A 19462-nucleotide genomic window follows, 5' to 3' on the forward strand; every position below is an offset into this window, starting at 1 on the left:
ATGGATCGGGTTTTCGTCGAATATTACGAGGAGGAACTGACCCATATCCGCGGCCTTGCGGCGGAGTTCGCCGACATGCATCCGGCGGTGGCGCGCAACCTCTCGCTCGATACGGTGCCCTGCCCGGATCCCTATGTGGAGCGGCTGCTGGACGGCGTCGCCTTTCTCGCCGCGCGCACCCGGCTGAAAGTCGACGCGGAGCGCTCGCGATTTTCGCGCAGCGTGCTTGACGTCCTTTATCCCGATCTGGTCACGCCGGCGCCCGCGACGGCGATGGCCGTGCTGAAACCCGGCCAGCAGGTGCAGACGATGCCCACCGGCCACGTCGTCAAGCGCAACACGCGGCTGGTCTCCAGCCTGCAACCCGGCCTGTCGACGCGCTGCACTTTCTCCACTGCGCAGGACATGACGCTCTGGCCGATAGCGATCACGTCGGTCAGCTATTTTCAGGATCGCAGTGCGCTGGCGGCGGCCGGCATCGGACCGATAGGCGGTATCGGCGGCGAGGCGGCGCTGCGTCTGGCGCTGACGCCGACCGGAAAAGGCAAACTCGACGAATTGGCGCTCGACCGGCTTGACCTCTATTTTGCCGGACGCACCAAGGCGCCGCTGCTGTTCGACGCGATCTTCGGCGCCTGCGTGGCCATTGGCGCTCGACCGGAAGGCAAGACCAACCGGCTGTCGCCCTTGCCAGCACCTGAAATGGTCGGCATCAGTGACGACGAGGCCCTGATGCCGCGCACCCGCCCGACATTCGAAGGCTACCGGCTGCTGCGCGAATATTTCGTCATGCCCGAGCGCTTTCACTATGTGCGGGTTCTGGGACTGCAGCCGGTGGTGCGCAAATGCGAGGCCGGACTGGAGATCATCTTCCTGTTCCGCCGTCCGGCGCCCGAACTCGCCGACCTGACGCCGGCGGATTTCGAACTTTTCGCGACGCCGATCATCAATCTGTTCGAGCGTGAGTGCAACGTCGTCGAACTCGATCCGCGCAAGACACGGCAGGTGCTGCATGCCGACCGCACGCGGGCGCGCGACTTCGAGATCTATCGTGTGCTCCGCGTCGAGGATGCCGACAGTGAAGGCAGCGACGCCGAGATACCGGAGCTGTTCAGCCTCGGCCAGAACCGCGGCAGTGGCTGGGTCTATTCGACGGAACGGCGGCCACGCCGGGCAACAGAGGATGAACGGCGCGAGGGCCTGACCCGCACCTCATACACCGGAGACGATGTGTTCCTGGCCGTATCCCGGCCGCTCGCAAGTCCCGCAAACCGGACGTTGAAGCGGCTCGACATCATGGCGCTTTGCACCAACCGTGACCTGCCGATCCTCGATGACAATCCGACCTTGACGCTGGAGGCCGGCGACCCCGTCGAATCCGTGCGGCTGCTCGGTGCGTTGCGTCCGCCGCAGCCGGCCATCCCCGCGGCGCTGCCCACGGGGGCCGATGGCGAATCCCGGGCCGACGATCTCGCCTGGCGACTGGTGGCGCAGCTGGCGCTCAATTTCTTGAGCCTTGCCAAGGAGGGCCGCGGCGTCGATCCGCTGCATGCGCTGCTCGATCTTTATGCCGACCGCGGAGACCCTGGCCTTGCCCGCAATGTGCATTCGATCGTGCGCATCGACTCACGGTCGGTGATCGAACGGCTGCAGATTGATGGGCCGATGTGCTTCGGGCGCGGCACGGAAGTGACGTTGCATGTCGATCAGTCGGTGCTGGCCGGGCAAAGCAGCTTGCTGCTTTCGGCCTTGCTGGCGCGGCTGTTTGCCCGTCATGCCGGAATAAACGGCTTCGTGCGAACCCGCACGCGGCTGCTGCAGAAGCAGGAGGATGTGCCATGGCCGATGACGCCCGGCAATCGCTACCTGATCTAGACAAAACACCTGATCTGGACAAGACACCTGATCTAGGCAAGACGGGCCCGAACCGGGCCGAAGGTCTGTCCGAAGCGTTCGACTTTTTCGAGTTGCTGCGCCGTCTCGAACAGCGAAGCGGCCTGTTCGGCCATTCCGGACGCCCCGACCGCGAGCCGGCACGGCTCGGCCAGCATGTGCGGCTCGCCTTTTCCGCTCGCGACCTGGTGCAGTTCCGCGAGGCCAGCGACAAGGCGCCGGCCCGGGTCACGGTTGCAAATCTCGGGCTGCTGGGGCCTGAAGGCCCGATGCCGCTGCATCTGACGCGCTGGGTGCTCGACCGCCTGTCGCAGCGTTGGTTCGGAGGCGCCGACGCACAGCAGACCAGCGACACGACATTCGTGGACTTCGTCAACATCCTTCAGCACCGCATGATCGCCCTCTACTACCGGGCCTGGGCGGACGCGCATCCGGCGGTCCAGGTCGAGCGCGCGGTCGGCGGCCGCGTCCGCGCCATGCTTGAAGCAATGGCGGGGATCGGGCTTCCCGGCACCAAAAATCCTGATCTCGATACCGTCAAGCTTCGCCAGGCCGCGTCGCTAGCCAGCCAGGTCGACGGCCCGGAGCGGCTGACGCTGTTCCTGGCGGAAGCGTTCAGAGTGCGGGTCCAGATCAAGGAGTTCATCGCCGCCTGGATAACCATACCGACCGGGCTGCAGACCCGCCTCGCCAAAGCCTACGCAGGGCTCGGCCGGGGGGCGACGATCGGCCCGCGCGTTTTCAACCGCCAAAGCAGGATCGAGCTGCGCGTCGGCCCTCTCGATCTTGAGCAGTTCAAGGCGTTCCTGCCGGAAGGCTCGCGCCTCAAACTGTTCAAGCAGGCCGTTCGCGACATGGTCGGGGAGACGCTCGACGTCGACCTGCGCATCGTGCTGGCGCGTGAAGCGGTGCCGCCACCGCGCATCGGAACGGTCCAGCTTGGCCGGACCGCCTGGCTTGCGCGGCCCGCCGAAAGGGGCGATGCTGACGATTTGCGGCTGCGGACAATTGTCGGATGGCGGCCGGAAATGGCGGGGGTCACGGCATGAGCCTGCTGCTGACGCTGGAGCAAGGGCCACGCACCCAGGCGGTACGGCAGACCCGGCTGGACGAAGGCGAGCTGGTGATCGGCCGCAGCGCCGACGCCGGATGGCAGATCAACGATCCCGACATGTTCGTTTCCCGCGCCCATTGCAAGATCACGGGCGGGCGAGACGGCTATTTCGTCACCGACACGTCGAGCAGCGGGCTGTACATAAACGACTCCGACAGTCCGCTTGGTGCCGGCCAGTCGACGCGCCTTCAGAGCGGCATGCGGCTGAGACTTGGCGACTATGTCGTCTATGTCGACCTGCAGGCGCCAACCGCCCAGGCACCTGCCGCCAGCCAGCCGGTTGCGGAACGCTTGCCGCCGGCATCGCGGGTGCCGCTGAGCATCGGCCGTGACGACTTCTTTTCCGCCAAGGTCGAGGAAGAGCCGCGGCGGCCACGCCCGGCCGATTTGCCCAACCCGTTCGAGCAGCCGGTTGCGGCCGCGTTCGAGCGTGCCGCCTCAAGCCAGCGCAGCTCGCCTGCTTTCGATGACCCGTTCAGCCTCGATCCGGTTTCGACGCCTGGGTCGATGGGCGTTGGCCCTCGTCCCGAAACTGGCAAAACACCAAGCTTCGCGGATCCGTTCAGCCTCGACCCGGTGCCTTCTGTTAACCACCCAACCGAACCCGCCGCCGGAAAGCCGTCCGAATTCAAGGATGACTTTGGTTTTGGACCAGCGGCCGTTTCCAGTTCGGCAAACGGCGTCGACTCGAACGGGCGGCGCGAGCGCATCGCCCCACGACCGCAATCCGCCAATCCTTGGGATCTGCCTGTGCAGGCGGCGGATGCCCCGCCTCCAGCGCGCACTGGTGCTGCCGCCAAACCCGCCCGCCTGCCGGCAGCGGCGCAGCTGGGCGACATGGCGCTTCGCTCTGCATTCCTGCGCGGCATGGGCGTCGAGGAAGCCGATTTCCCCGGGCGTGACAGCATCGCCGAAATGGAGAAGTTCGGCCGCGAATACCGGCTGATGATGGAGGGCCTGATGCAGCTTCTGCGCAAGCGGGCCGAGGAAAAGGGCAACGCCCGCGTCGCCCAGACCATGGTCGGGGCTTCCGAAGTCAATCCGCTCAAGTTCCTGCCGACGGTCGACGACGCCATCGTCACGCTTATCGCCGAGCGCAGCCCCGGATTTCTGGCCGGCGAAGCGGCTATCGCCGACGCGATCCGCGATCTCGCGCAGCATCACGTGCGCGCCTGGCGCGGCGTGCAGGCCGCTTTGCGACGCATGGTCGACCGTTTTGACCCGGCTGTGATCGAGGAAGAGCTGAAATCGAATTCGGCGATCGGCACCCTGTTTTCGGGCGGGCGCGGCGCCAAGCTGTGGGAGCTCTACCAGAAACGCCATCGTGAAATCGCCGAGAGTGCCGAGAAAAGCTTTCTCGGCGAAATCGGCGCCGATTTTCGGGACGCATACGAGGAGGAGTGAGACATGATCGACCGACGCGAATTTATCGTTACCCTGGGCGCGACCGGACTGCTTACGGCTTGCCAGAGCGGTCCGCCGAAACCTTCGGTAATCACCGTCAACGTGACCGGCGGGGCAGGCATGAACCCGGGACCTGGCGGTGGCGACCGGCCGGTGACGGTTCTCGTCATGCGGCTGCGTAGCACCGGCAAATTCAATTCCGCCGACTACTTTGCCCTGCAGGGCGATGCCGGCTCGGCGCTGGCAGGCGATCTCATCGGATCCGACCAGATCGCCGTCGGGCCGGGTAAATCCGCGTCCAAGACCATCACCGTCGAACCGGACGCGACGGCGCTGGGCTTCGTCGCGCTGATCCGCGATCCGACCGGCAGGAACTGGCGCACGACCAAGTCCGTGTCGTCGGGATCGAAATTCACGATCAATGTCTCGCTTGGCAGCGGCGGCATTTCCGCCTGACGGCCAGGGCAAGGGGAGCTCGATGCAGAGAGTAGTGGCATGAGCGATGCAAACAGGGTGCTGTGGTCCGAGGGCCTTTTCCTGCGGACCCAGCATTTCCAGCAGCAGGATCGCTTTTTCGAGGCGACGGTACGCGGCGCGTTGCAGGCCGGGCAGCTGCATACGTTCGGCTTCCAACAGCTGACGCTGGACCAGGCGTTGCTCGACGCCGGCCAGGTCGCCATCCTGTCGGCACGGGGCATCTTCCCGGACGGGACACCTTTTGCCATTCCGGAGATGATGGATGCGCCACGACCGCTGCCGGTCACCTCCGATACAGCTGCCGGACCGGTGCTGGTCGCCTTGCCGCTTGAGCCGCCCGGTGGTGTCGGCTTCGATCCCGCACACGCCACCGCCTCGGGTGCTCGCTATCATGGGCGGATCGTTTCGGTGCGCGACGCCGTCCAGGGCGGTTCAGACCCTGAAGAAATCGAAATCGCCCGTCCGCAGGCGCTGCTGCTGGCACCCGGCAAGTCGGTCGGTGGCTACACGGCCTTGCCGATCGCCGATCTCAAGGGGGTTCGAGCCGATGGCGGCGTCTCGCTGGACGAGACTTTCCTGCCGCCGACGCTGGTGACCGGCGCCGTGGCCTGGTATCGGCAATTGCTGCTGGAAGTCGTCACCGGCCTCGACCAGATCGCGGAGGCGCATGGCAAGATGGTCATGGGCGGGCCGGGGCGCAGCGTCGAAGACCTGCTGATGCTCAACCTCGCCAATGCGGCGCGGCCGCGATTGGCGCACATGCTGGCGCAGGATGTCTTCCATCCGGCCGAGCTTTACCTGGAGCTTGCCGGGCTCGCCGGTTCGATGGCGACCTACGGATCGAGCGCGCGTCGGCTGGGCGAATTGCCGGCTTACGATCACATGGCACCGGGGCCCGCCTATATGGCGCTGGCGGATGCGCTGCGCTCGCTCATCCTCAGCCTGCGCTACATCGAGCCGAAATCGCGGGCGCTGCCGGTCATGCGGCACTCGACCAATGTCTGGAAAATCCGCATCGACAACCCGAAGCTGCTGGTGGCCAGCCGGATCGTCATCCGGGTCGGTTCGGAGCTGTCGGAGGACGCGCTGCGCAAGATATTCGTCAATCAGGCGACAGTCGGCTCAGCAGACCAGTTCGAAGGGCTGTGGAAATCGCGTTTGCCCGGCATCCCGCTGAAACCGCTTCATTCCCAACCGCGCGAGATTCCCTACGATGGCGATCGGCTGTGCCTCGAGTTGGACCAGAAAAGCGAGCACTGGGCGTCGCTGCTCGATGCTCCCGGCTTCGTCATCGGCGTTTCGGGGGTGTTGCCAAGCGAGCCGCAGGTGGACTGCTACTCGGTGAACAGGTGAGATGATGAGCCGCGATGATCCTTTCGGACTGTCGGAGGATCGCGAACGCACCCGCATACGGTTGACCGGTGCGCCGATGCCGCGGCCGATGGCGCCGCTGTTGCCGGGCGCGGCGGTAAAGCGGTCTCGCACCCACCCGAACGCGCTCGTCAACGCATTCGCACCCCTACTCGAATTCGCGCCCGAGCTTGAAAGCGCGCTGGCGCCGGAGAACCCGGAAGCGTTGCGCACCCGATTGCTCGAAGAATTGGTTCGGGCACGCGACACGGCAATGGCGACGGGCTCCTCTATGGAGCGGGCCGATCAGGCAGCCTGGGTCGTGGCGGCGTTGCTCGACGATCTCGCTCTGAACACGCCCTGGGGCGGGGCCAGTGCCTGGCCGCGGCAGCCGCTTGTGGTCATGCTGCGCGGCGATGTCGATGCCGGCACGCAGTTCTTCACGCGTCTCGACGAACTGGAGCGCCATCCCAACCGCGACCGCGAATTGCTGGAGCTGCAATATGATTGCATGGCGCTCGGCTTCCGCGGCAAATATCGCGTGCCCGGGCGGTCAGGCGACCGCTCGCTCAACGCCGTTCGCGTGGCGGCGGCACGCTTCCTGCGCGATGCCGACGCCGAGGGCGCGCCGCTGTCGCCAAACTGGAAGGGCGTAATCGCCTCCGACGAGCCACAGCGCTTCATCGTGCCGATCTGGGTGATGGCGCTCGGCGCGGCGGTTGTCGCCACCGCCATCCATATCGGGCTGTCGATGGGGCTGAGCAGCCAGGCGGTCGAACTATCAGCCCTTGTGCGGGCGCTGCCGCCGCCCGAACGCGGTGACATCAGCCGGACGTCGCCCAAGGTCGATGCCCCGCCACCGGAAAAAGTGGATTTTGCGCTGTTGCCGGAATTCCAGGCCGGGGCGCCGGCCGATCTCAAATCCGCCCTCAGCGGCACCGAGAGCGTTTCGCTGGCCAAGCTGATCATCCAGGCTTCCAACCCGGAACTGTTCCAGTCGTCGCGGCCGCAACTGAGCGACGGCTTCGAACCCCTGATCGGTTCGATCGCCAAGGTGATCCTCGCCAATCAGGAGTTGATCGGGAACATCACGGTGATCGGTCATACGGACGGCGTTCCCCTGCAGAAGACCAACCCGCTGTCGACCAACCAGCGCCTGTCGGAGGCGCGCGCCCAGACGATCGCCGACATGCTGGTCCGGAACGGCGTGCCGCAGGAGCGCGTTCATTCCGAGGGCCGCGCGGCCACCGATCCGGTGGCCAGCGACAGCACGCGCGAGGGGCGAGCCTTGAACCGCCGCGTCGAGGTGCTCCTCGAAAAGAGGCTGTGAGATGTTCATCCTGCGCTTCCTCTGGGCGGTCCTGACATCGCGCTGGCTGTGGACGCTGATCGGCATCACGCTGCTTTCCCTGGTCATCTGGGTGTTCGGTCCGATCGTCAGGGTCGGTCCCTATTCGCCTTTCGATTCCGACAATGTGCGCATTGCCATGATCGCGGGGCTGATCATCTTCTGGCTGATCTGGCTGATCGTCGCCCAGCGCCGGGCGATCCGCGCCAACCGCATGTTCGTCGCCGAGATCGCGGCACCCGTGGCGGAGAAGCCGCTCAGCCCCGGCGAAGAGAACGTCGCCGCCGTGGGTGCCAAATTCGCCGAGGTGATGGCCGAACTGAAGCGGCGCAAGCTCGGCGGGCGCAAGTTCCTGCGCGAGATGCCGTGGTACGTGATCGTCGGGCCGCCGGCCACCGGCAAGACCACCGCCTTGCGACAATCCGGACTGAATTTTCCGATCGACCTCACGGACGATTTGCAAGGCGTCGGCGGCACCCGCAACTGCGACTGGTTCTTTTCCGAGAGCGCGGTTCTGATAGACACCGCCGGCCGTTATGTCCAGCAGGAGAGCCAGCCCGACGTCGACGCGGCGGAATGGCTGGGCTTCCTCGACCTTTTGAAGAAGCATCGCGGCCGCCGCGCGCTCAACGGCGTGATCGTCGCGCTTTCGATCGACGTGCTTTCGGAGGGCGATGAAGCCATCAAGGCACATGGCCGCAAGATCCGTCGCCGACTGGCCGAGCTCAACGACCGGCTCGAAATCCGCCTTCCGGTCTATCTGATGCTGACGAAGGCCGATCTAATCAAGGGTTTCGAGGCTTTCTTCGGCGGCCTGTCGACCGCCGCGCGCGAGCAGGTCTGGGGAACGACCTTTGCGCTGGATGCGCGTGTCGATGCCAAGACCATCGAACGCGAAATTTCGACGCTGGCGACGGAACTCGAGCGGCGGCTGGTGCCGCGCCTGGAGGACGAGGACAAGCTCGCCGCCCGCGCCGAGATCTTCAGATTTCCTGCCCAGCTGTCCAGCCTGTCCGAACCGATCCAGGTGCTGGTCGAGGCGATGTTCGGCGAAAGCCGCTATGAAGAGGCCGCCTGGCTGCGTGGCCTCTATCTGACTTCGGCGACGCAGGAAGGCGCGCCCATCGACCGCCTGACCGCGGCGCTGTCGTCATCGTTCGGCCTGCCACCACGGCGGACCCTGCCCGCGCCAAGGGTCGAGAAACGCAGCTTCTTCCTGAAGAACCTACTCACCGAAGTCATCTTCAGGGAAGCCGGCCTCGGTACGTTCGACCCGCTGGCGCAACGCCGCCGCGCCTGGATCTGGCGCGGTGCGGCGGCAGCGTGTGCTGCGGCCGCCTTGCTGGCCGGCGGGCTGTTCACCTGGTCCTATTTCGACAACCGCAACGCGATTACGGCGCAGGCGAGCCAATTCGAAGCGCTGCAAACGCCGCTGACCGCAACTGCCGCAAACCCGGCATCGGTGCAGCAGCCCGCCATAGACGGCGCGCTCGAGGCGATGGACGCGGTCGCAAGCGCCCGGACTGCACCGCCGGGCGCGCCCCAGGATCTGCTGGGGCCATCGGCCTCGGCCGAACTGGTGCGGGCACAGACCGACACCTACGACCACGCCCTGCGCAACGTGCTCGAGCCGCGCATGGTGGCGCTGCTCGAGGCGACCATGTGGCGGCAGATCCGCGATCCTGATATCATGCTCGGGGCGCTGAAGACCTATCGCATGATGACAGGCCTGTCGCAGATGGACCCCGATTTCGCCCAGAACTGGTGGGTGAACAGCCTGCCGGAATTCGCAGCCGCGGCACCCTTTCCGACCGCCGACGCTGAAGAGCATCAGCTTGCCGCCATCCGCCGCATGGCGGTCGACGAAAGCTATGTCGCGCCCGACCAGGCGCTGGTTGCCGAAGCGCTGAAAACAGTGTGCACGATCTCGTTGCCGGCGCGGGCCTACAAGCAGTTGCTGGCCGATCCGGAGGTGGCCGGGCTCAAGGAGTGGATCCCGGCCAATTTCGCCGGTCCCAATGGTGGCAAGGTGTTTGCGCGGCGGTCCGACAAGACGCTTCGCGTCGGCATTGCCGGAGCCTTCACCTATGCCGGCTTCCACGACGCCATTCTCGACCGCATCGACGATGTCGCCGCCCAGGCGGCGCTCGATCGCGCGGTTTTCGCCGGCGGCTGCTCGGAGAATTCCGAAACCTCGGTCTCGGCTCTGTCCGAGGATATTCTGAAGCTCTACTATGACGACTACATCGCGCAATGGGACAGCTTCCTGCGCGACATGCGGCTCGCGCCATTGACCGATCTCAATGTCGCCAGCGAAAATCTGAAGGATCTCTCGAGCGCCGATTCAGCCCTGAAGCGGCTGCTGACGGCGATAGTTCAGGAGACCGAACTGACGCGTTCCGACGACGCGCCCGCCGACGACAAGGCGGCGGCCAAGGGCGCCTCGAAACTGCTCGGCAAGTTGGGCAAGCTCGGCAAGCTGGCGACGAGCGGTGCGAAGCTGCTGCCCCGCGCCGGCTCAGCCAGCGAGGTCGACCTGACCGGCAATCTGGTGGCCCAACATTTCAAACCGCTGAAGAGCACCATTGCCGAGGTCGACGGCCAGCCGCCTGCGCTTGATGCCGCCGTTGTCGCGCTGACCGCGCTGTCGAACGTCCTGCAGACCGTCACCGCCAACCCCAATCCGCAGGATGCCATCAAGAAGCAAGGCGGCCTTGCTGAGCTGACCGGCGCGGTTGCGAGGCAAGCACAGATCCTGCCCGACCCTATCAACGCCTGGCTTAGCGGCATTGCCGGTGACACAAGCAATCTGACGCAGAAGGCGGTCACATCGGAGCTCAACGCCATCTGGCGGGCGGATATACTGCCTTTCTGCCAGGCGGCGCTCAACGACCGCTATCCGTTCAGCGCCGACAGCGCGGTGGACGTCAATGTGCGCGATTTCGCCCGTTTGTTCGGACCGGCCGGGCTGATCGACGGTTTCATCAACGACCACCTGATCAACTATGTCGACACCACCAGCCAGCCGTGGAAATGGCGCGCCGATTTCGGCCTCGATCCTTCGGCGCTGGCGGCGTTCGAGCAGGCCAGGCATATCCGCGACGATCTCTTTCCCGGTGGGACCGGACCGGTGATGAGCTTTACGCTCGAACCGAAGGACCTGTCTGCCAACGTCACGCGCGTGACGCTCAATCTCGATGGCCAGACGCTGGTCTACTTCAACAACGCGACGCGGCCGCAACCGATGACCTGGCCCGGCAAGGACGGCACCGGGGTTATCTCGCTCGCCTTCCAGCCCATCGACGGCTCGCCCGAGATCATGCTCAACGAGACCGGCAGTTGGGCGTGGCTGAGGATGCTGCGCAACGGCCGTTTCGCCGGCACCTCGCTGTCCGATGTCTACAGCCTGCGCCTGGGCACGAAGGGAATGTGGGCCGATTTCGAACTCAAGGCCGCCAGCGTCGAGAACCCCTACAATCTGGAGATGTTCAAGAAATTCTCATGTCCGCCGCAGATATAAACATTGGATTCTTCGGCAAGATCCCGGCGACCGGAGATTTCGTCGCCGCCAACCTGCCGCGGACTTTCATCGACCGCTGGGACCGCTGGATGTCGATGGAGTTGCGCGCGCGGCCGGATGAGCACGAGGACCTCGATGACCGCGTCTGGCGCTTCGTCATCCAGGGCGCGATTTTTGGCGAACAACCCTGCGCCGGTGCCTGGCGCATGAGCCAGGACCGTGTCGGCCGCCGCTATCCTTTCGCTGTTGTGAGCATTGGCGCGATGCCAGAGGCGGCGGATCCCTGGTTCGAGGGCATGGCGGACATCGCCAATCTGACTGTGAAGGAGCTTTGGGACCAGCAATACATCGCGGCGCGCCTACGAGCGCTGGAACCGCCAAGACAGTTCTCCGCACTGAAGCGCATTGTTTTCTGGACGGATGACTGGGAGGTGCGTGAACTCGCCTTCGCTGACATTCATGACCTCGCCGACAACGCGCTGCCGGCAATGCGCGCGGCGCGTGCCGTGCCACAGGAGCCATGATCATGGGGCTCAGCGTCTATGCCGAGAAGATGGGCTTTTTCCACAAGGGCAGCAACGGCCAGGGCATTGCGCCCGGCGATGTCTGTCTGTCGCCGCCATCCCCACCCGCTGGTCCGGTTCCGGTTCCCTACGTCAATATGCTGTCGTCATCCGACCTGACCAAGGGCACCAAGAGCGTCAAGATCGACGGCGAGCCGACAGCTATCGAGAATGCGTCGGAAATCTCGACCAGCACCGGCAACGAGCCGGCAACGCAAGGCCTCGGCGCGGGAGTCATAACCCATCAGATCAAGGGCAAGGGCGTCTTCAAACTATGGTCGTTCACGGTGAAGGCGGAAGGCAAGGGCGTCGATCGTCATGGCGACACGATGGACCAGAACACCGCCAGTGACCCGCCGCCCAATTGCGTCAACCCGGCCGCGTTCAACAAGTTTCTGGCAACGTTGACCACGGATCAGAAGACGACGAAATGCGCGGTCAAATATGACCGGGTCGCGCACCGTCCAAAACGCACCGATGACCAGTCGGCCAAGGTCAACGGCAAGGCCTGTTGGCAATGCAAGAAGACCCGACGGGGTCGCTACTCAAAACTGGTTCCAACACCTCCCAACGACGAGATGAAGCAGGAGATGGTTCATGATCATCAACCGCCGCTCTGCGTTGCGTGGGAGATGGGTGGGTGTAACATGGAGAAATCGCCCGACGCCTTCCTGGCTCATTTCTCGACGCCGGAATCAGTCAAACCCCATTGTGGTCGATGCTCGACGTCGCAAGGCTCTCCGGCCGCGAAGTATGCCAAGAACTTTATCGACGATATGCCCGTGGCAATTGGGTGACGAGTGATGCGCGGTATAGAAGAAATCAGAGACAGCTACATCAGCGAACTGATCGCCATCCAGCCCGAATTGGAGGATTGGTGGGATGACATGATCGCCGACGAAGGACAGGCCGTCTGGAAACGCTGGCCGACCGGGGTCGCGGGGCACCCACGGGTGCTGGCGATCTTCCGCAAGCATTACCTTGAGATTGTGGCCTGGAACAATGCGCAACGCCCCGAGGGCGATGAGCCCGAAGAGAAGTGGGGCATCGATAGCGGTGGCCGAAGTCGGGCTTTCGAGTGGCCGGTCGAAATCCTCATCATCAATGTCCGGCATTTTGCCCCGGAACTCCAACCCCTCATCGATGGCCTGTGCTTTGTGCCGATGGCCATGAACCCCGAAGACGAGGTTGAATAGTGGCCCTGATCATACGCTACAGTTCAGATCTCGGTATCAGACGCTTGCTCGCGCAGCCCCGTGATGTCGCCCCGCCGCAAGATATCCGCGTCGCTCGCAAGCGCGACGAGGCCAGCCCGACGCACAGGACCTTGTTCGCCGAGTATGAGGCGGAGTTGACGGACGCCTACGACATCGCCGCCGAGTGGTGGGCAGACATCATTTCCACCGAAGAGGAGCTCCAGGGCAGCCGCGAGAAGGCCCTCGAGAAAGCCTTCGATGACCGCGTCGCGGGTGCGGCGGCCAGTCCGCAGGTGGTCTGGGTGATACGCCGCTACTGGCTGAAATGCGTCACGATCAACGTCAGCGCGGGTGAAGAAACTGGCGTCGCGGCCGAAATCTTCCTGCTTCAATGGCTGATCGATGCAGGCAAGACCGAGTTGGTCAAGCTCGTCGCCTGTATGCCCTACTGGCCGATCGGCCAGAACGAAAAAGGCAATTGGTGCTGATCCATGATGTTCGCGGTCTGGATCGAGAATCGCACGCCGTTCGTCGCCGGCACCTTTGTCCAGGCAAATGCTGACGGTAACGAGGTTTTCCTGGCGGTTTTCTCGGCCAGCTTCGATATGCCAGGAGATGCCACGCGATTTCAGCCAGCGGTGCAACAACTGCCGGTGAGCTTCGGCGACGTGCCATTCGGCGACCCTGCCTGCTCGTCAACCCGCTATGAAGGCGAGATCGCCTGGACCAAGCCGGGGATCGACATTATCTTGAACGGCCAGGCATATGCGCCGCGCGAGGGGCGCGTCCAAGAGATGCAGGTCGGGTTGAAGGTGGCCAGCATCCGTAAGGTACTCAACGTGAGCGGCGATCGCCTCTATGATGCGGGCGGCTACAGCCAGCCACATCCCTTCGCAAGGATGCCGATCATCTACGAGCGCGCTTACGGCGGTACCGATGACACCGGCAGGACTGATCCGCGTAACCCGCTTGGCGTCGGCTTCCATCATGCGCGCTCCGCTGACAAGGCCGTGAAGACGCATGCACCCAACGTCACCTATGCGAGTGAGCCGTTCCGTAGCCCGTCTGATCGGCCAAGACCGGCCGGGTTCGGCGTGATCGGACGTGGCTGGCATCCAAGGCTGCCGCTAGCGGGCACTTACGATCAAGCCTGGATCGACAATCAGTGGCCTCTTGCGCCAAGGGATTTCGATCCGCGCCACAATCTCTGCGCGCCCGCCGATCAGCAGTTGCAGTATCTGAACGAAGGCGAGGAGGTCAGCGTCATCGGCATGACGCCAGAGGGCCGCTGGAACTTCCGGTTGCCGCGTGTCATGGCTCCGATCCGCCTTCTTTACGACGACCGTGCGGAGGATTGGGCTTTCCACATCGACACGGTTGTCATCGAGCCGGATTTGCGCCGCGTCACGCTGAAGTCGCGCTTATCCATCGTCACCAGGCGCAACACGCCCGCGCTCAGGGAGATCGTCTTCGGCCATGTGACGCCCGCCTTTCTCCTCGCGCGACGCAAGCGCAAGGCCTATCTCAGCCCGCGCGGCGACGACGGACTGATCGCCGCGAGGGCGACATGGCTGGGCTGAGGGCTCCGATCTACATAATGGGCGGTGGCGCCGTGACACCAGCCGGCCTCAATGCGCGCCAGACACTTGCCGCAATCCGGGCCAGTCTTTCAGCGTTCGAGCGGCGTACCCTAACCGACCCGTTCGGCGAAGATCAGACCGTTTCCCGCATCCCCTCGCACTATTCCCTTCGCCTCACCGAGAACGTGTGGCTCACTAGCATGGCTGCGCGCGCGGTCGGCGAGGCGCTCGAAAAAGGCGGTGTTTCTGCTGGAGCCAGCGCTCTGCTGTTGGTAACGCCGGAGGCGTTCCGGGACCATCTGGCTTTCTCGGAGATACCGGCCAGCAAGTTTCTTGCCGGCCTGCAAGACAACCTGGGCGAAAGGTTCCATCCCTCCTCGCGCGTCTTCGACGGGGGCGCCGCGGCCTGTATCGGGTTGCTGGATCGGGCGGCGGATCTCCTGGCAACGCCAGGAGTCGAGCAGGTTCTGCTGGGTGGCGTCGACAGCCTGGTGAACGACAAGGATATCGCCCGGCTCATGGCCGCCAACCGCCTGAAGGCCGAGGACAATGCGCAGGGTCTTGTGCCGGGCGAAGGTGCCGCCGTCGTCTGCCTGCGCCGCTCGCCCGGTCGCGGTTTGGCCGCCCAGTGCGCCATTCACGGGGTCGGCGCCGCGATGGAGGAAAACTCCGTGTTGTCGGAGAACAACAGCCAAGGCAGGGCGTTGGTGGCTGCCTGCCGTACCGCGATCGAAGACAAGGGGCCGACCGAGTCCGACATCAAGTTCATTGTTGGTAACGACAATGGCGAACGGTACAGCGCGTGGGAGACATTGATCGGGCGTGCACGCTTCTACCGAACGCGCCGCGAGACCTTTCCGATGGCCTATCCCGCAATGACGATCGGCGACATCGGCGCCGGTGCCGGTGCGCTGACCCTGCTCATTGCCGCCGACAGTTTCGCCAAGGCCTATGCTCCCGGCCGTGTCGCCATGTGCGAGGCCGCATCGGAAGCCGGCATGCGTGCCGCCGCGCTGGTGAGCCAGGTCGTCAGTGCGTGATTGAACCGCCTCGCGCCCTCGGGCGGTTCTCACATCCACGCCGGAATCGGGCGCGAACGCCGCCAGTTGACCATCGCAAGCTCCGCGTTAGCAAGCGCCTTCCTCATTGCATCCAGCTTCAGCCTCCGCATTGACTGAAATTTATCGAACCTCACCGGGCCTTTCCCATTGTCCCACCAGGCTTGGGCCCGCGAAGCGGAAGGCAGCGGCGTCACCTCTATAGTCTCGAACTCCGGCCCCAGCTTGGCTGGGTCCGTGACGAACACGTCGGTGTCGTTGAAGTCAATCTCGATCAAGTCGCGCAGGGCGAGCCCCGCTGCATAAGCGAGTTCAGGCGACTGCATCTTCTCGATCAGCCAGGGCATGATCGCCATGTCACCCAGCAGTCCGCTCGCCGCGACTGCCGCCTCCCGCGTTGCCGGGGTGGATACGAACTGTTGCCACCATGACCGCGCCGCGATCGACGGCGTGGTGAGCAGCCGAATGTCCATGACGGCTCCAGCAAACTCCGGATAGCCTTCCAACATCTTGTCTAGCACGGGTTGCGCCAGCCGAGCCTCGCCCAGCAGGCATGCCGCTACCGCCGCCTGCAGCCGTTCCTCCGCACCACGCGCTTCCATACATGCCGCAACCTCGACGATCACATCCCGACGCCGCCGCGCACCCGCGAGCTTCAGCGCCCTGCGCCGCACTTCGGCGTCGCGGTCAGTCAGCAGTTCCGCGAGCCTAGGCCCGGGATCGACTTCATGGTGGTACAGCGCGCCAACCCCCAATGCACGCTCCGTTGCGACCGTCGAATTCAGCCAACGCGCAACAAACGGCTTCAACCTGTCCGGCGAGCTGCGCGCAACCGCGCCGGACAGCGCCGACAACCCGGACTTCCCAAGCGGTCCCGCGCTCTCAAGGGCAAACCTGATGGCGGGCGCGGATTGCCATTCGAACGCCAAGGCCCCGAGTAAAAACAGTTCGGGCGGCTCCTGGTAGTCGGCAAAGCGTGCCGTCACGAGGTCCCACGCCGCCTGGCCGGCTGCGAACAGCCCGTCGAGATTGGCGTCGAGCCGCTGGTCGATGCGGCCTATATCGAAAGGCCCCATCAGGTGGCCATCGATCTCCCGCGCACGACGGTGCCACAGGAACGCGGCGTCCTCGACATGCTGCTCAATAATCGACGGGATCGTTGCAATCCGCTGCATGGAGTTCTCAATTAAGGTGAACAGCCGCACCCCGCACACGGTTCACGCCGCTTGCCTGGCTGCTCAGCTGACTGCCGCGTATCGAGATGCGACCATTCTTCTCCAGAATAATGGAGGCCAGGCCGCAACGCAGTTCGATGCGCTCCTTGGCATTCAGCGTCACTGTTTCGCCGTCGCGAACCACCTGCACTTGGTCACTCGGGTGTGCAGGATCCACAATACGTCCGACGACGAGCGGGCGGCTCGGGTCGCCACCTTCGAAGAGCAGCGCCACCTCCGCGCCGACCGCCGAGGAGTCGAGCCTCGCCAGGCTGCGGGCCCTGAGTGCCGTCTCGCCGGGATTGCCGACGAACACCACGAGCGGCGCGCCATCCTCGAAGCCGATCAGCAGCCCGATGACGACACCGTCGATGCGTTCGACCGATTCGTCGCGTCCAGTCATTTCAGTTGTTGAAGACATTGCTACCCTTGATCTTGACGTCGCCGTCAGCTTTGACCTGGACATCGCCGCTGCCTTGGATGCGGATATCCTTGCCTTTAATGGAAATCGTGCCATCCTTTTTCATGGTGATGGAGGCGTCGCCGCATATCAGCGTGATCTCGTCGCCGGCATCGATCATCAACTTCTTGCCGACCTTGATCGAACTGTCTTCGGCAACTTGAATACCGCTGCCCTTGCCGACCTTGAGTGCGTGGCCCCCGCCGATTTCGGTGCTGTCGTCGGCGGCAATGCTGGCGCTACGTGCCGCGCCGACGCTGAACGTTTGGGCGCTGCCAACGGTGATACTCTGGTCAGCTCCGACATTGATCGTTTGCGCCGCTCCCACGTTCCAGCTATCCGCGGTGCCGATGCTATGGCTCTGACTGAGCCCGACAGTGACCGACCGCGTCGCACCGATTGTATTCGTTTGCGGCCCGCCAACGCTTCGTGTCTCGGACGCCCCGACCGTATCAATGCGAGCCGCGCCAACAGTCACCGTCTGGACAATCCCCACCGTCTGCGAGTGGTTGGAGCCGATTGTCTCCGTCGAGTTCGAACCGATACCGATCGTCTCATTCGCCCCCACCGTCAGCGACCGGTTCTTGCCCACCGTCTCGGTGTCGTTCGAGCCGATATTGGTCGTCTGGTCGACGCCGACCTTGACCGTCTTGTTGTTGCCGACGTCCTCGTCGAGGTTGTGGCCGACGGAATGCTTGGCGTCGTGGTCAATGCGGTCGGACTGGTCGTGCTGGACGAGCTTCTTGCGATCATGCTTGATCAGAAGGTGGTGGTCTTTCTGCGCCTGGAAATTGACCAGTTCGGAGCCGGCCTTGTCCTCGAACATCAGCTCGTTGTAACCGCCGCCACCTTTCGAGGAGTTGGATTTCCACCCCGACTGCGTTGCGTTGCCCGGCAAGCCATAGGGCGGCATCTGCGAGGCGTTGTAGACTCTGCCGGTGATGATCGGCAGGTCAGGGTCGCCTTCGAGGAAGTCGACTATCACCTCCTGGCCGATGCGCGGTATCTGGATGAAACCCCAGCCGCTGCCGGCCCAGGTCTGCGAGACACGCACGAAGCAGGAACTGTTTTCATTCTTCTTGCCCAGGCGGTCCCAGTGGAACTGCACCTTCACCCGCGCGTATTTGTCGGTGAATATCTCCTCGCCCGAAGGGCCGACCACTGTCGCCGTTTGCGGCCCGCGCATGATCGGCCGCGCCGTGATCCGCGGCGGGCGATAGGGCAAGGCAGTCGGCGCGACACCCAGCACGATCTTGTAATTCTCGCTGTGAGCCTCGTTCTGGGTTCTGTAGCCCGGATCGAACAGCCGATATTCGGCGCTGACCACCAGATATTCCTGGTTCTGGTCGTCGCGCGGAAAGCTTTCCAGCTTGAAGGTGCAGCCGGAATGGAGGCCGCGCACGGTGCCGACGGCCGTGATGCGCTGGTGCACGGCCTGGAGTTCCTCGCGCCGGATGCCGGCCAGGGTGTCGCCGCGCCCGACATCGAGATGCGCCCCAGGCTGGCGATAATTCTCGCCGGAGGCTTCCTTGTGGCTGAACGGTTGGGCCGACTTCGCCATCAGGTCGGCACCAGGCTTCTTGAAATCATAGTCGGTGTGGGCATAGGCGCCGGGCCGCACCGAACTGCCCGGAATCCATTCCGTGATGTATTCGACGTCGCGCCGCGAGCCCTGTCCCTCGAAATTATAGGGTATCTTCTCGTAGCCCGGCGCCGGCTTCAGCTTGCTCATCGCGTCGCACAGCACCAGCGTGTGCTTGCCCTCGTCATGCTCGAAGAAATAGAAGATGCCTTCGTGCTCGAGCAGGCGCTGGACGAAATCGAGATCGCTCTCGTCGTACTGGACGCAGTATTCGCGCGAGGGGTACGACCCTTGCAGCCGCTTCTCGAATTTTGCCGTACCGTATTTCGAGAAAATCTTTTCGACGATCTCGACAGCGGTCATGTTCTGAAAGATCCGGCAATCTGTGGCATTGCCGAGGAACCAGAGCCACGGCCTGACGATCGCTTCGTAGTAGGCCAGCCGGTCTTCGATGCGGGTCAGGCGAAATTCGGACACCAGACCGCTGAACCACCGTTTCGGATCGGATTCACCTTCGACCGAAACCATGCCCCCCAGCATCTTCAGCGGATCGATATCGTGGCTCGGGCTGACGAACCCGACCGTATAGGCAAAGCAGCGGCTGATCTCGTCGCGGCCGACAAGATGCGTGAAGGTCAGCTCGGCGCCGACCGGTGTCTGCACAACAGTGGCACGTTCGTTCGGCATGGGTCGTGCCCCTCCT

At 64.1% G+C, this 19462-nt stretch carries 16 protein-coding genes; 13 read left to right on the forward strand and 3 right to left on the reverse strand.

Features of this window, described 5'->3' with window-relative positions:
* From tssF to HGP13_RS29315, 13 genes are read left to right on the forward strand one after another with little or no spacing between them, the layout of a single operon-like run.
* Positions 1-1875 carry a type VI secretion system baseplate subunit TssF gene (gene tssF, locus HGP13_RS29255; RefSeq protein WP_172232254.1) on the forward strand — a complete coding sequence of 625 codons (1875 nt, stop codon included), beginning with the start codon at positions 1-3 and terminating at the stop codon, positions 1873-1875.
* Positions 1839-2942: a type VI secretion system baseplate subunit TssG gene (gene tssG, locus HGP13_RS29260; protein WP_172232257.1), complete on the forward strand. Its 1104-nt coding sequence runs from the start codon at positions 1839-1841 to the stop codon at positions 2940-2942. Before tssF ends, tssG begins: the two co-directional genes overlap by 37 nt.
* A complete protein-coding gene (gene tagH, locus HGP13_RS29265; RefSeq protein WP_172232260.1) occupies positions 2939-4411 on the forward strand; it encodes a type VI secretion system-associated FHA domain protein TagH in 1473 nt (490 codons plus the stop codon). The genes tssG and tagH overlap by 4 nt, the downstream gene beginning before the upstream one ends.
* 3 nt (positions 4412-4414) lie before the next feature.
* Entirely contained in the window at positions 4415-4867 is a 453-nt protein-coding gene (gene tssJ, locus HGP13_RS29270; protein WP_172232263.1) for a type VI secretion system lipoprotein TssJ, read from the forward strand.
* A gap of 39 nt (positions 4868-4906) precedes the next feature.
* On the forward strand, positions 4907-6241 hold the full coding sequence (gene tssK, locus HGP13_RS29275; RefSeq protein WP_172232266.1) for a type VI secretion system baseplate subunit TssK: 1335 nt from the start codon (positions 4907-4909) through the stop codon (positions 6239-6241).
* 4 nt (positions 6242-6245) lie between these two features.
* Entirely contained in the window at positions 6246-7568 is a 1323-nt protein-coding gene (gene icmH, locus HGP13_RS29280; protein ID WP_172232269.1) for a type IVB secretion system protein IcmH/DotU, read from the forward strand.
* A 1-nt stretch (position 7569) separates the two neighbouring features.
* Positions 7570-11106 carry a type VI secretion system membrane subunit TssM gene (gene tssM, locus HGP13_RS29285; RefSeq protein ID WP_172232272.1) on the forward strand — a complete coding sequence of 1179 codons (3537 nt, stop codon included), beginning with the start codon at positions 7570-7572 and terminating at the stop codon, positions 11104-11106.
* Complete coding sequence (tagF, locus tag HGP13_RS29290) at positions 11088-11630, forward strand: type VI secretion system-associated protein TagF (protein ID WP_172232275.1); 543 nt, start codon at positions 11088-11090, stop codon at positions 11628-11630. The genes tssM and tagF overlap by 19 nt, the downstream gene beginning before the upstream one ends.
* 2 nt (positions 11631-11632) lie before the next feature.
* Complete coding sequence (locus tag HGP13_RS29295; protein ID WP_172232278.1) at positions 11633-12466, forward strand: PAAR-like domain-containing protein; 834 nt, start codon at positions 11633-11635, stop codon at positions 12464-12466.
* A gap of 6 nt (positions 12467-12472) precedes the next feature.
* The gene (locus tag HGP13_RS29300; RefSeq protein WP_172232281.1) at positions 12473-12865 is read left to right on the forward strand and encodes a hypothetical protein; all 393 of its coding nucleotides are present in this window, start codon (positions 12473-12475) and stop codon (positions 12863-12865) included.
* A gap of 44 nt (positions 12866-12909) precedes the next feature.
* Positions 12910-13353: a hypothetical protein gene (locus tag HGP13_RS29305; protein ID WP_172232284.1), complete on the forward strand. Its 444-nt coding sequence runs from the start codon at positions 12910-12912 to the stop codon at positions 13351-13353.
* A gap of 3 nt (positions 13354-13356) precedes the next feature.
* Entirely contained in the window at positions 13357-14445 is a 1089-nt protein-coding gene (locus tag HGP13_RS29310; protein WP_172232286.1) for a DUF2169 domain-containing protein, read from the forward strand.
* A complete protein-coding gene (locus HGP13_RS29315) occupies positions 14433-15485 on the forward strand; it encodes a hypothetical protein (protein ID WP_172232289.1) in 1053 nt (350 codons plus the stop codon). Before HGP13_RS29310 ends, HGP13_RS29315 begins: the two co-directional genes overlap by 13 nt.
* A 29-nt stretch (positions 15486-15514) precedes the next feature.
* Here HGP13_RS29315 and HGP13_RS29320 read toward each other — a convergent pair whose 3' ends face one another.
* The 3 genes from HGP13_RS29320 to tssI are packed head-to-tail and all read right to left on the reverse strand — an operon-like array spanning position 15515 to position 19446.
* On the reverse strand, positions 15515-16678 hold the full coding sequence (locus HGP13_RS29320) for a hypothetical protein (RefSeq protein ID WP_172232292.1): 1164 nt from the start codon (positions 16676-16678) through the stop codon (positions 15515-15517).
* A 7-nt stretch (positions 16679-16685) separates the two neighbouring features.
* The gene (locus tag HGP13_RS29325) at positions 16686-17138 is read right to left on the reverse strand and encodes a DUF6484 domain-containing protein (RefSeq protein ID WP_246707151.1); all 453 of its coding nucleotides are present in this window, start codon (positions 17136-17138) and stop codon (positions 16686-16688) included.
* Complete coding sequence (tssI, locus tag HGP13_RS29330; RefSeq protein ID WP_172232295.1) at positions 17122-19446, reverse strand: type VI secretion system tip protein TssI/VgrG; 2325 nt, start codon at positions 19444-19446, stop codon at positions 17122-17124. The genes HGP13_RS29325 and tssI overlap by 17 nt, the downstream gene beginning before the upstream one ends.
* Positions 19447-19462: the final 16 nt, after the last annotated feature.

The organism is Mesorhizobium sp. NZP2077 (genome assembly GCF_013170805.1).
Lineage (GTDB): Bacteria > Pseudomonadota > Alphaproteobacteria > Rhizobiales > Rhizobiaceae > Mesorhizobium.